The sequence below is a fragment of the Hymenobacter coalescens genome (genome assembly GCF_054783195.1).
This window is the reverse complement of record NZ_BAAGRA010000007.1, coordinates 1-12,808: the sequence shown is the minus strand read 5'-3', so window position 1 is coordinate 12,808 and position 12,808 is coordinate 1. Positions and strand designations below refer to the sequence as shown.

Sequence of the window (12,808 nt, the reverse complement as noted above, 5' to 3'; positions counted from 1 at the left end):
TTGGTTATGGAGGAAAAAAGGGGAAGGCACCGGCCAGTGGTCGGTGTTTTCTTGTTTCAGGGTGCATCCTCTTCGCGCCCGCTCCGTTCATTGCCTTCTCCGTTTACCCCAGCTTCTATGTCCCGTTTATTGCTGGTTTCGGCGCTGCTGATGGCTGCCGGCACCGCCGCTGCTCAACCCACCCGCCCCAACGCCGCTGCTCAGCAGGCCGTGCCCTTTAGCGGGCGCGTGGTCGATCAGGCCACGCAGCAACCCCTGCCCGGCGCCACGCTGCTCTTTCCGGACCTCAAGCAGAGCACCGCCACCGATGCCGATGGCCGCTTCAGCTTCGGCCGCCTGCCGCGCGGGCGCTTCCTGGTGCAGGTCCGGTCCCTGGGCTATGGCACCTTGGTGCGCACCGTGGATACCGGCAGCGGGCAGCCGGCGGAGTTTGGCCTCACGCCGGCCGTGACGGAGCTGGGGCAGGTGGTCGTGACGGGCGTGTCGGCTTCCACGGAGCTGCGCCGCTCCCCGGTGCCCACCACCGTGGTCGACCGCGAAGAGCTGAACCGCCGGGCTTCGTCCAACGTCATCGACGCCATTTCCCGCACGCCGGGCGTCAACCAGATTACCACCGGCGCGGCCATCAGCAAGCCCGTCATCCGGGGGCTGAGCGCCAACCGCGTCATCACCCTGAACAACGGCGCCAAGCAGGAAGGCCAGCAGTGGGGCGACGAGCACGGCATCGAGATTGACGAGTACAGCATCGACCGGGCCGAAATCATCAAGGGGCCCGGCTCCTTATTATATGGTTCCGACGGCATGGCCGGGGTGGTCAACTTCGTGGCGCCCGACCCGGTGGACAACGGCCGGGTGCTGGGCTCGGTGGCGGCCAATTACCAAACCAACAACCACCTGCAGGGCTACTCCCTGATGAACGCGGGGAACTTGAACGGCTTCAACTGGATGGTGCGCGGCTCGGGCAAGGTGGCAGGCAACTACCGCAACCGCTACGACGGCCGGGTGTACAACTCGGGCTTCCGCGAGCTGAACGGCAGCGGCCACGTAGGCCTCAACAAAAGCTGGGGCTACTCCCACCTGACTTTCAACTCGTTTAACCAGCAGTTGGGCCTCATCGAAGGAGCACGAGACTCGGCCAGCGGGCAGTTCATCAAAGAATTTGCGGTGGGCGACGACGCCGTGAGCAGCCGCCTCGTCACCCGGTCCGACGTGCGCGGCTACGGCATCAGCGTGCCCCGCCAGCGGATCAACCACCTGCGCATCGGCACCGACAACAACTTTATCCTCGGTGCCTCGCGCCTGACGCTGAACGTGGGCTGGCAACAGAACCTGCGCCGGGAGTTTGGCGACGTGCTGGCCCCCGACGATCCGTCGCTGTACTTTCAGCTGCGCACCCTCGACTACGCCGCCCGCTACTTCCTGCCCGAGCTCGGCGGCTGGAACACCACCGTGGGCCTGAGCGGCATGCAGCAGGAAAACCAGAACCGGGGCCGCGAATTCCTGATTCCGGCCTACCGCCTTTTCGACGGCGGCGTGTTCGGCGTGACCAAGCGCACCTTCGGCCGTCTCGACGTGAGCGGCGGCCTGCGCTACGACCAGCGCCGTATCACGGCCGATGCGCTGTGGCTGGGCGACGAGGAGCAACCCGTACCGGCAGGCACTGCCGGAGCCGAAGCCAAGTTCACGGCCTTCCAGAACACCTACCGCAACTGGTCGGGCAGCGTGGGCGGGGCCTTCAGCGTCACCGACGACCTGGTGCTCAAGGCCAACGTGTCGCGGGGATTCCGGGCCCCGAACATTGCCGAGCTGGGCTCCAACGGCGTACACGAGGGCACCACGCGCTACGAAATCGGGGAGCCGGGCCTGAAAGCCGAAACCAGCCTGCAATCGGATTTGGGCCTGAGCCTGAACACGGAGCACGTCACCTTCAGCATTGACGCGTTCGACAACCGCATCCGCAACTTCATCTTCCCGCGGCGCATCGCCAACGCGGCAGGCGGCGACTCCACCCTGATCAGCGACGAAGACGGCGAAGAGTACCGCGTGTTCGTGTACGGCCAGAGCCCGGCCCACCTGTACGGCGGGGAGATGACCGTGGACCTGCACCCGCACCCGCTCGACTGGTTGCACTTTGAAAGCTCCTACTCCCTGGTCCGCTCCCGCCGCGACGCCGACAACGAGCAGCAGTGGCTGCCTTTCACCCCGGCCGACCGCCTACAATCGGAGCTGCGCGTGAACTTCCAGAAGGTACCGGGGCTGCCCCACGTGCGCAACGTGTACGCCCGCGTGGGTGTGGAGCACAACTTGGCCCAGCGCCGCATCTTCAGCGCCTTCGATACCGAAACGCCTACCGAGGCCTACACCTTGATAAACATGGGTGCCGGCACCGACCTCACCAACCGCCGGGGCCGCACCGTGGCCTCGCTGCTGGTAGCGGTGAGCAATGTATTCGACGTGGCTTACCAGAACCACCTGAGCCGGCTGAAGTACACCGACTTCAACTACCGGAACGGGCGTACGGGCGTGTTCAACATGGGCCGCAACGTGAGCGTCAAGGTGCTGGTGCCGTTGAGCTTCAAGTAGCAGCCGGCACGACGGATGGTTTGCCCAGAGGCTACCCGCCGGCGGCTCGTTGCGCCCGGGAGCTTAACCGACGGGCCAACCGCTCCGACGAACCGGCAACGGGGCCGTCGTTGTTACAAGCGTAGCGGGGGGTGACGCTTGGCTTTTGCAGGATGATTCAAATGCCTGCAGCGTGGCCAAGTCAGCCTTTCTAGTTCTCACGTCCCGCCCTCTAGCTTTGAGCGCATGAAACACGAGCACCACGACCATTCCGGTCACGGCCACGGCCACCACCATCACGGGCCGGCCGACCTTTCAACCGTTGGCCGCTCCTTTGGTTGGGGCATCGGGCTGAACCTGGTGTTCGTGGCTGCCGAAGCCGCGGGCGGCTGGTGGGCCAATTCCACAGCCCTGCTCTCGGACGCAGGCCACAACCTGTCCGATGTACTGAGCCTGGCCCTGGCCTGGGGCGCCTTGCTGCTGGGGCGGCGGCCCACCTCGGCGCGCTACACTTACGGCCTGAAGGGCATCAGCATTCAGGCGGCGCTGCTCAACGCGGCCCTGCTTTACGCGGCGCTGGGCGTCATCCTGTGGGAAACCATCGACCACCTGCGGCACCCGGCCCCGGTCAACGGGCCGGTGGTGATGCTGTTGGCGGGACTGGGCATCGTGGTCAACGGCTTCACGGCCTGGCTGTTCAGTCGCGGGCAGCAGGCGGACGCGAACGTGCGCGGAGCCTACCTGCACATGCTGACCGACGCGCTGGTGTCGGTGGGCGTGGTGGTGGGCGGGACGCTGGTGTACGTCACCGGCTGGCTCTGGCTCGACCCGGCCATCAGCTTCGTGATTCTGGTCGTGGTGGCCTTTGGCTCGTGGGGGCTGCTGCGCGAAACGGTGCAGCTGAGCCTGCAGGCCGTGCCCACCGGCATCGACCCGGGGGCCGTGCGGCAGTTTCTGCTGGCCCAGCCCGGCGTGACGGGCGTGCACGACCTGCACATCTGGCCCCTGAGCACCCGCGACACGGCCCTCACCACCCACCTCGTGCGCCCCAGCGGCACCGACAGCGGCTTTCTGCACGAGTTGCAGCACCGCATTCAGGACGAATTCAACATCGGCCACATCACCGTGCAGATCGAGCCGGGCGCCTGCACCCACGCCAGCTGCGACGCGGTGCATCCGTAGCGGGCCGTGCTGGTAGCGTGGGCATTTCTTCGTAACCTGCGCCCCTAATTTCGCTTCTGCATGGCCCTGACTTCTACCCCACCCGTTTCGCCCGCCCCCAAAACCACCGGCCTGCTCAGTGCGGCCGTGATAGTGGCCGCCCTCGGCTACTTCGTCGATATCTACGACCTGATCCTGTTCAGCATCGTGCGGGTGGAAAGCCTGACGGACCTCGGCATCCGGGGCGCGGCGTTGACCACCGAAGGCACCCACCTGATATCCATGCAGATGGGCGGCATGCTGCTCGGCGGTATCCTGTGGGGTGTGCTCGGCGACAAACGCGGCCGCCTGTCGGTGCTCTTCGGCTCGATTCTGCTGTATTCATTGGCCAACATTGCCAACGGATTCGTGCAGAGCATCGAGCAATACGCGTGGCTGCGGCTGATTGCCGGCATCGGGCTGGCCGGGGAGCTGGGCGCGGGCATCACGCTGGTGGCCGAAACGCTGCCGAAGGAAAAACGCGGCTACGGCACCATGATTGTGGCCACGGTGGGCGTGTCGGGGGCCATGCTGGCCTACTGGGTGGGCGCCGAACTGGGCTGGCGCAACGCCTACTTCGTGGGCGGCGGGCTCGGCTTGGCGTTGCTGGTGCTGCGCGTGGGCGTGTTCGAGTCGGGCATGTTTGAGCAAGCCAAGCAGCAGGACGTGGCCCGCGGCAACTTCTGGAGCCTTTTCACCAACGGCCCGCGCCTGCTCAAGTACCTGAAGTGCCTGCTGATCGGCGTGCCGCTGTGGTTCGTGGTCGGCATCTTGATTACGCTGGCGCCCGAGTTTGGCCGCGCCCTCGGCGTGCAGGGCGAAGTGTCGGCCGGGCTGGCGGTGTTCTGGTGTTACTTCGGGCTCGTGTTCGGCGACTTCGCCAGCGGCGCCCTGAGCCAGCTGCTGCACAGCCGCAAGCGGGCCCTGCAGCTGTTTCTGCTAATCTGCGGCGCCGTCATTGCGGCCTACCTGTTTGGCCTGCGCGGAGCCTCGCCCACCGCGTTTTACCGCATGTGCTTCGTGCTGGGCATTTCAGTGGGTTTCTGGGCCCTGTTCGTGACGGTGGCCGCCGAGCAGTTTGGCACCAACCTGCGCGCCACGGTAGCCACCACAGCCCCCAACTTCGCCCGCGGTTCGGTGGTGGCGCTGGTACCCATCTTCAACGGCGTGGCCGCGCTGCTCGGCACGGCCGCCGCACCCGACCTGATCGGCAGCAGCGCGGTGGTCGGGGGCGTGTCGCTGCTGGTGGCCTTCTGGGCCGTGAGCACCCTGCCTGAAACCTACGGCAAGGATCTTGATTACGTGGAGGTATCCTGAACCCGGCAATGGCCTGGGCCGGGAACTGCGGGGGTGCCCGCAGCGTACTCTATGCGCCACCACCTTACTTGTTCGCCATGAAAACGTCCCTAAGTACCTTGCTGCTGTTGAGCAGCCTTTGCCTGCTGACTACGGCGGCGCAGGCCCAGGTGCCGCCGCCCTCCCCCGAAACGCGCCCCGCCGCCTCGGCGCCCGCGCCGGCAGCCAACCAGCCCGCCGCCATGCCGCAGCTCGACGCGCCCGCGCAGAAGCCCACGCAGGCCGTGAAAGAGCGCGACAAGGCCCAGGAGAACCTGGCTAAAGAGCGGGAGAAGGCGGCCCGCGACGAAGCAAAAAATCGTCAACGCGCCCAAAACTAGCCCTAGCCGACGCACTCTTACTCTCCTCCCCTCCGCTGCATGGCCGAAACCCGCTTCACCCGCCGTTACTATTGGCCCCACCACTTCCTGATTCTGCCGGCCGCGCTGCTGCTGGCCTTCTACGCCGGCCGCCGCTACGCCGCCGTGGCCGGCAGCGACACCGACGAGTCGCGCCTCTGGTTTACCCTGGCTGCCGTGGCTGCCACGTTGCTGGGCACCATCTGGATCATGCGCCAGCACTACGCCCTCACCTTGCAGGACCGCTTGGCGCGGCTGGAGGTGCGCCAGCGTTACTTCGAGCTGACGGGGCAGCGCTTCCAGCCGCTGGAGGCGCGTCTGCGGCTGGGGCAGATTCTTTCCCTGCGCTTCGCCGGCGACGCGGAGCTGCCCGCCCTGGCCGCCGCCGCTGCCGCCGAGCAGCTCAGCCCCGCTGCCATCCGCGACCGAATTCAAGACTTTCAACCCGACCCGATGCGGGTTTGATAAATGGTTAAACGGCTGCATTGTCAAATGGCTGGTTGTTCTATCACCCAGAACAATCAGTCATTTAGCCATTTGACAATTTAACCCTCACACTCATGATTCTTTACAACGTAACCAGCAGCGTCGACCCGGAAGTGGCCGAACAGTGGGTGGCCTTCATGCGCGACGAGCACATGCCCGACGTCATGGCCACAGGTTTCTTCGTCAAAAGCCAGCTGCTGCGCCTGCTCAACGAAGAGGAAGATGGCTTCACCTACGCCGCGCAGTATTATTGCCTCAGCACCGAGCAGCTCGACGAATACCAGCGCGTGGCCGCGCCCGGCCTGCGCGCCGACCTCGAAACCCGTTTTCCGGGCCAGTACGCGTCGTTTCGCACGGTGCTGGAAGTCATCGAATAGAAGGAAGCCGCTGGCCGAACGCGCAACTGGCTGCCGGGACTGATGCGTCAGTCGCGGCAGCCAGTTGTTATTTAAGACCTACAGAACTATAAGTAATCTGTTACAGAGCGGCTTACCGCGGCGCTCCAACGGCCGCCAGCACTGCCGCGTCGCAGGAGTAGGCCTGCAGCTGCTCGGCCGTCATGTTGCCGTTGTGCCACTCGGGGTCGAGGTTGGCACCGATCTTCTTGTAGAAGCCGATGGCCGGCTCGTTCCATTCCAGCACCTGCCACTTCAGGCGATGCGCGCCGGTGCGCCGGGCTTCGGCCACCACCGCATCAAAGAGCTTGCGGCCAATGCCGGTACCGCGGGCAGCCTCGGTCACCACCAAGTCTTCGAGGTAGAGCATGCGACCCTTCCAGGTGGAGTAGGCGGTGTAAAACAGCGCAATGCCCAGGATGCCCTGCTCCGCGGTTTCGGCCACGAAGAAGCTGAAGATGGGTGCGGGCCCGAACCCGTCGCGGCGCATGTCGGCCAGCGTGTTGGTGACTTCCTCGGGGGCCCGCTCGTAGACGGCCAGTTCCACGATCAGCTCGTGGACGCGGGGCAGATCGGCTTCGGTGCCGCGGCGGATACGCAGGGAGGCGGGAGCAGAAGACATAGGCAGCAGGGGCTTTTTAAGAAAAGTAAAGCTACGACGACGGGCCGGCGTATGCCGCAGCCCGCACAAACAAGCGCCCGGCTTCCGCGTGGGAAACCGGGCGCTCGGGCAAGTATGCCACACGGGTGATTACATCACCGGCTGCATTTTCTTGATAACCGTGGTGGCGTTGACGGCGTTGATTTCCTGCGCGGCCTGGTCGGCAGCTACCGCGGCCGAATCCTTGCCAGCGGCTGCCCGGGGCAGCGCCGGCAGCTCCGCCGCCGCCATGTCGTCTTTCGTCTCGTAATCGGGGTTGCTGCAGGCCGAAACCGACAGCATAGCGCCGGCCACGAGGCCGAGCATCAGCAATTTTTTCATATCAGAAGCGGAAAAAGTCAAGGAGGGGCTCGTTTCGCGGCGCAAGATACGACCCGGGCGTAAACTGATAAGCGTGAGTACGCTGATTTCTAGTCCGGAGACTAAGCAGCACCGCCAAAAAGAAGCCCGAGGCCGGGGCAATGGCGCTCCGACCTCGGGGGCGGTTATTTCAGGTTTTGGTATGGGGTCACGCCCATGTTGTAGTAGGCAAACGACCACACGTCGGCCCACTCGTCGATGAGCAGCTTGGTACTTTTGCCCGCGCCGTGCCCGGCATTCACATCGATGCGGATGAGCTGCGGCCAGGGGCCGGTGTTGGCTTCCTGCAGGGCGGCGGCAAACTTAAACGAGTGCGCCGGCACCACGCGGTCGTCGTGGTCGGCGGTGGTAATCATAGTGGCAGGGTAAGTCGTGCCGGCCTTCAGGTTGTGCAGCGGCGAAAACTTCACCAGGTTCTGAAACTGCTGGTAGTTGTCGGAGGTGCCGTACTCCGGGGCCCAGTTCCAGCCGATGGTGAACTTCTGGTAGCGCAGCATGTCCATCACGCCCACGGCGGGAAAAGCCACGCGGCACAGGTCGGGGCGCTGCGTCATGGCCGCGCCCACGAGCAGGCCGCCGTTGGAGCCGCCCGCAATGGCGAGCTTCTCGGTGGAGGTGTAGCCTTGCACTTTCAGGTAGTCGGCCGCCGCGAGGAAGTCGTCGAACACGTTCTGCTTGTTGGGCGTCATGCCGGCTTTGTGCCAGGCCTCGCCGTACTCGCCGCCGCCGCGCAGGTTCGGAATAGCCAGCACGCCGCCGTTTTCCAGCCACAGCATGCGCGCCACTGAGAAGCCGGGCGTCAGGCTCACGTTGAAGCCGCCGTAGGCGTAGAGGTAGGTCGGGTTCTGCCCGTTCAGCTTCACGCCTTTCTTGTGGGTGATGAACATCGGGATTTTGGTCCCGTCCTTGGAGGCGTAGAATACCTGCGTGGTCACGTAGTCCTCGGGCTTCACGTCCACCTTCGGTGCGCGGAACACCGTGCTCTGGTTAGCGGCCAGGTCGTACTCGTAGATGGTCGTCGGGTAGGTGAAGGACGTGAAGGCGTAGTACACTTTCTTCGACTCCTTACGCCCGCCGAAGCCCGAGGCCGTGCCCAGGGCCGGCAGCTGCACGTCGTGCAGGGCCTTGCCGCTTTCGTCGTATACCTTAATCAAGGAGCTGGCGTCCTTCAGGTACGAGGCCACCAGCCGGCCGCCCACCTGGTCCACGCCCTCCAGCTTGTGCTCGGCTTCGGGCAGTACGTCCTTCCAGCTGCTGGCTGCCGGTTGCTTCGGGTCGATGGCCAGCACGCGGTAGCGCGGGGCTTTGTAATTGGTGTACACCAGCAGGCGGCCGCCCACGTTGCCCGCCAGGTTCATGTCCGACTCGTAATCCGCGCCCAGCGTGGTCCACTTGGTGGCCTGCTTGGGGTCGGTCAGGTCACGCACGGCCAGTTTGTTGCCGTCGGCCTTGCCGTCGGTGAGGTAGAGCACCAGGAACCGCTCGTCCTCGGTGACGGAGGCAATGCGGAAGCCCAGCGGCATCTGCTTGTTCTCGTACACCAGCTTATCGGCCGACTGCGCGGTACCGATGCGGTGGTAGTATACCTTGTGGTACTCGTTTTTGCCGGCCAGCTTGTTTTCGCCGGCCTTGGGCGCATCGTAGCCGCTGTAGTAGAAGCCGTCCTTGGTCCAGGCCACGCCCGATACCTTCACCCAGTTGATTTCGTCCTGGAGCGGCTGGCGCGTCTTCAGGTCGAGCAGGTGAATGGTCTGCCAGTCGGAGCCGCCGCCCGAGGTGGTGTAGGCCAGGTAGCGGTGGTCGTTGGAGAAGTACGTGCCCGACAGGGCGGTGGTGCCGTCGGCCGAAAACTTGTTTGGGTCGAGCAGCACTTCGCCGTCGCCCGCCTGGCCCACAGGCTTCACGTACAGCACCGCCTGGTTTTGCAGGCCGTCGTTTTTCTGGTAGTAGAGGTAGTCGCCCTCCTGCTGCGGCACGCCATACCGCTCGTAGTTCCACATGGTGCTGAGCCGCTCGCGGATCCGGTCGCGGTACGGAATCTGGTCGAGGAAACCGAAGGTGACCTTGTTCTGCGCCGTCACCCAGGCCTTGGTTTCGGGCGAGTCCGGGTCTTCCAGCCAGCGGTACGGGTCGGCCACGGTGGTGCCGTGGTAGTCGTCGGTTTGGGTGCCCTTGGCGGTTTTCGGATACGTGAGGGCGGCCGGCTTGGCCGGCGTAGCGTTTTCGGTCACGGGCTTCTCGGTTATCAGCGTCTGGGAGGGGTTCAGCTGCTTGGCGGGGCCGCAGGCGGCCAGCAGGGCCAGCGCAGCGCCCAGGGCGGGGCGGGTTGATTTCATAGACAAAGGGGCAATACGAGGGAAGTGCAAAATACGCCGGCCAATCGGCACCGCGCGGCCAGGCCGGCCACGGCGCTAACGCACCGAGGCGGCTTCGACCTTCCCGATTTTGGGAATGATCTGGATGAGGAAGCGTTTGTTGTCGCCCTCGCGGCGGCCCGAATAGCGCCCCGTGCCGAAGAAGCCGCTGCCGCCGATGATCAGCTCCACGGTGCGGTCCTGGCCGAAACGTAGGCCGTTCTGCTGCCAGAAGTTCGAGAGGTTCAGGGCCCGGCGGTAGCTGAGCTGGTAGGTGCTTTGCTCCTCCAGGCGGTTGCGCGGGTCGCCCTGGGGGTAGCGGGCGGCCATGCCCTCCACGATGACGAGGTAGCGCACCGGCAGCTCGGTGCGGATGGCGCGCAGGCGCTCCTGCAGCAGGCGGCCGGCGCGCAGCAGGGCGGGCTTGTACTGGTCCTGGATTTCGTCGCGGCCGGCCCGGAACTGCACGTCCACGCGCAACTCGTACCGCTCGTTCTGCGGGTCGTAGCGGAAGTAGTCGCCCTCCAGCCGCCTGAGCGACTCGCGGATGCGCTGAATCTGCTCCAGCTCCTTGGCCTTCACCTTCAGCTCGCCCAGCAGGCGCTTCTGGCTTTCCTCCCGGTCGCGAAACAGCTTGAAGCTGTACACGAACAAAACCAGCATGACGATGAACAGGCTGGTCATCAGGTCCACGTAGCTGGGCCAGAAGAAGTCGGAACGTTGCGGATCGGCGCTGGGCATGTAGCGAGTTGGGAGTTGTCGGTTGTCAGTTATTACCGCAGGTATTATTAGCAGTGGTAGATTCTGCCGTTTGCTCATCAGATGCACGAACTGCCAACTCGCAACTGATAACCGTCAACTTTCCTTTCTATTCTTCCTTCACCCCGCCGAACAGCTTGTCCATGCCGCGCTGCCAGCGGTTTTTGGCCGTGGCCCGGCGCAGAATCTGGTTCATCACCGTCAGCTCGGCCAGCAGCTTGGCGTCTACCTGCGCGTCGAGCTCCACCTTGCGCAGCAGCTCACGCTGGGTGGCCGTCACGTCGCGCATCAGCATGTCCTGGTTCATTTTCACGTCCTTGAGCGGGTCGAGCTGGCGCAGGATGCGCTCAAAGGCGTTGTCTTCGTTGATCTTGCGGAAGTACTCGCCCCACTTCTCGTAGGCCAGCTGGGCGTCGCGCTCGTGGTGTTCGAGGCGGCGGCGCATCAGGTCGGTGAGGTGCAGCGAGGCTTCGTCGAAGTACTGCTCGGTGCGGGCCGCCAGGTTGCTCATCTCGCCCTGGTGGCGCTGGAAGAAGTCGAGCTGCCGCTGAATCAGGTTGTCGTGCTGCCCGATGTACTGGCCCAGGTTGTTGATGCCGCGCTCGAAGCCGGTGAGGCGGTCGAGGATGCTGCCCACGGCCCGGCCCGACTCGGCGCCCTTGTCGAGCATCTGGTTGAGCTGTTGCTGGTAGGCCGTGAACTGCCCGAACAGCTCGGCCGACTGGCTTACCTTCTCGAACACGGCTAGGTTGGCCTGCGCCATCTTGTCGAAACCCACTTCCTCCAGCTTCACCAGAAAGTCGCGCTGCACGCGGATGTTCTCGGTGATGGTGTTCAGGATGGGCTCGAACAAGGTCACCTTGCCCACGAAATCCTGGTTGAACGCGTCCAGCACGCCCTTCAAGGTACTCAGGCTGGCCGACATGTCGTTGTGCAGGATGGGCAGCAGCCGGGCCTGCAGGAAGGTGAAATACTGATTCTGGCGCTGGTCGCGGGTGGCGCGGGCGTGGCGCAGCACGCTGTTGCCGAACAAGGTCAGCATCAGGCCCATAAAGGAGCCCGTCATGGCGATGAGCACGCCGGTGAGGAAGGGCGTCAGCGCGTCGTCGTCGGTGATGCCCTGCCGGGCGATGCTCACCAGACCCAGAATCACACCCAGGAAAGTGCCAAGCAGGCCGAGGTAGAGCGGCGTGGCCACGTTGGCCTGGGCGCTGGACTCCGGCCCCTGGGCCTGCCGGATGGCAATGTCCTTCAGGATGTTGAAGTCGGCCGCGGCGCCTTTGTTGTGGCGCAGGTAGTCGTTGGTGTCGCGCACCAGCTCCCGGAAATCCTCAGAGGCGTCGTCGAAGCGGATGATGTCCACCGGAAACGCGTCGGCCGGCGCATCAGCGGCGTAGTCGGCCATGTCACGGCCGTCGGGCGTCACGAGGCGGTGCTCCACGCGCAGCTGCTCCTTGGTGGCGGGGTACAAATCGGCCAGGCGGCGGGCCTGCGCCCGCGTACGCACGAAGGCCCGCACCTGCAGCGCCACAATGACGGTCACCACGACCAGTTCCAGAATTATTTCGAGCATAAGAGCGAATCAACGGGAAACAGCTGTCATCCTGACCAAGGAGCCTGGCTAAACAAGAACGTCATGCCTATCTGGCGTCCACTTGTCGAGACATCTCCACGGATAGTAATGCCTACTATCGAACGAAGCGGTAGAGATGCTTCGACAAGCGGACGCCAGATAGGCATGACGGCTGAGCACGGCTACCCCTGCTCAGGACAGCAGACAAATTACGCTACTCGAAGTGAATGGCGGCCTTCTGCTCGATTTGCCAGGCGCCGCCCACCTTGCGCAGCTGCCCGGGCTCATCGGTGATGATGCGCGCCGCCGGGCCGGCCGGCGGCTGGTAGCGGCAGGCCTCCCGCAGGGAATACTGCGCGCTCTGGATGGCGTAGGCGTGCACGGCCTGGTTGGGGTTGATGCGGAACGAAGCCACGTCGGGCCGCTGCGGGTCGGGCGTGATTTCGTAGATGCTGTCGTGCTGGGCCACGGTGTGCAGGTCGTAATCGGAGAAGCCCCCGTTGACGGGCACCTTCACGTAGAAATGGCCCACCGGCACCGGCTCGGGTACGTGCGCCGGGGCAGGCGGCGTCACCGGCGGCGCGGCCATGGGCGCGGGCAGCTGCACGGGCGGCACCAAGGTGTTGAAGTCGTCGTGCGGGGCGGCCGGCGCGGGCGGTGGGGGCATGGGTGCGGCCACCGGTTTGGGCGGCTGCGGGGCCGGGGCTGGCGCCGCGGCGGGGCGCGCCGTGGGCGGCGTAGCGGGGCGGGCCGCCGGGCGCGGC

11 protein-coding genes and 1 pseudogene are annotated in these 12,808 nt (G+C 65.0%); 6 read left to right on the top strand and 6 right to left on the bottom strand.

All coding sequences use genetic code 11. The annotated features are described in order from the left end of the window. Positions 1 to 117: 117 nt before the first annotated feature. From ACYVKQ_RS05630 to ACYVKQ_RS05605, 6 genes are all read left to right on the top strand, one after another. Complete coding sequence (locus tag ACYVKQ_RS05630; RefSeq protein ID WP_460576512.1) at positions 118 to 2,583, top strand: TonB-dependent receptor; 2,466 nt, start codon at positions 118 to 120, stop codon at positions 2,581 to 2,583. 225 nt (positions 2,584 to 2,808) lie between these two features. Then, the gene (locus ACYVKQ_RS05625; protein WP_460576509.1) at positions 2,809 to 3,744 is read left to right on the top strand and encodes a cation diffusion facilitator family transporter; all 936 of its coding nucleotides are present in this window, start codon (positions 2,809 to 2,811) and stop codon (positions 3,742 to 3,744) included. 60 nt (positions 3,745 to 3,804) lie between these two features. Further along, positions 3,805 to 5,079 (top strand): MFS transporter, encoded by a 1,275-nt coding sequence (locus tag ACYVKQ_RS05620; RefSeq protein WP_460576507.1) that lies wholly within the window; start codon positions 3,805 to 3,807, stop codon positions 5,077 to 5,079. Between the two features lie 77 nt (positions 5,080 to 5,156). Beyond that, positions 5,157 to 5,438 carry a hypothetical protein gene (locus tag ACYVKQ_RS05615; RefSeq protein WP_460576505.1) on the top strand — a complete coding sequence of 94 codons (282 nt, stop codon included), beginning with the start codon at positions 5,157 to 5,159 and terminating at the stop codon, positions 5,436 to 5,438. A 39-nt stretch (positions 5,439 to 5,477) separates the two neighbouring features. Next, positions 5,478 to 5,921: a DUF6526 family protein gene (locus tag ACYVKQ_RS05610; RefSeq protein ID WP_460576503.1), complete on the top strand. Its 444-nt coding sequence runs from the start codon at positions 5,478 to 5,480 to the stop codon at positions 5,919 to 5,921. Positions 5,922 to 6,016: 95 nt separating this feature from the next. After that, positions 6,017 to 6,319: a DUF4286 family protein gene (locus ACYVKQ_RS05605; protein WP_460576502.1), complete on the top strand. Its 303-nt coding sequence runs from the start codon at positions 6,017 to 6,019 to the stop codon at positions 6,317 to 6,319. 112 nt (positions 6,320 to 6,431) lie between these two features. On the opposite strand, the gene ACYVKQ_RS05600 is transcribed toward ACYVKQ_RS05605, so the two are convergent. The 6 genes and pseudogenes from ACYVKQ_RS05600 to ACYVKQ_RS05575 all read right to left on the bottom strand — a co-directional run. Continuing rightward, complete coding sequence (locus ACYVKQ_RS05600; RefSeq protein WP_460576500.1) at positions 6,432 to 6,959, bottom strand: GNAT family N-acetyltransferase; 528 nt, start codon at positions 6,957 to 6,959, stop codon at positions 6,432 to 6,434. Between the two features lie 129 nt (positions 6,960 to 7,088). Continuing rightward, positions 7,089 to 7,319 (bottom strand): hypothetical protein, encoded by a 231-nt coding sequence (locus ACYVKQ_RS05595; RefSeq protein WP_460576499.1) that lies wholly within the window; start codon positions 7,317 to 7,319, stop codon positions 7,089 to 7,091. Between the two features lie 164 nt (positions 7,320 to 7,483). Next, positions 7,484 to 9,694, bottom strand: a complete 2,211-nt coding sequence (locus ACYVKQ_RS05590; RefSeq protein WP_460576497.1) for a prolyl oligopeptidase family serine peptidase — start codon at positions 9,692 to 9,694, stop codon at positions 7,484 to 7,486. A 75-nt stretch (positions 9,695 to 9,769) separates the two neighbouring features. Beyond that, entirely contained in the window at positions 9,770 to 10,453 is a 684-nt protein-coding gene (locus tag ACYVKQ_RS05585; protein WP_460576495.1) for a hypothetical protein, read from the bottom strand. Positions 10,454 to 10,580: 127 nt separating this feature from the next. Continuing rightward, on the bottom strand, positions 10,581 to 12,044 hold the full coding sequence (locus ACYVKQ_RS05580) for a hypothetical protein (protein ID WP_460576493.1): 1,464 nt from the start codon (positions 12,042 to 12,044) through the stop codon (positions 10,581 to 10,583). 214 nt (positions 12,045 to 12,258) lie between these two features. Next, positions 12,259 to 12,808, bottom strand: a pseudogene (locus ACYVKQ_RS05575) (hypothetical protein); the annotation flags it as partial.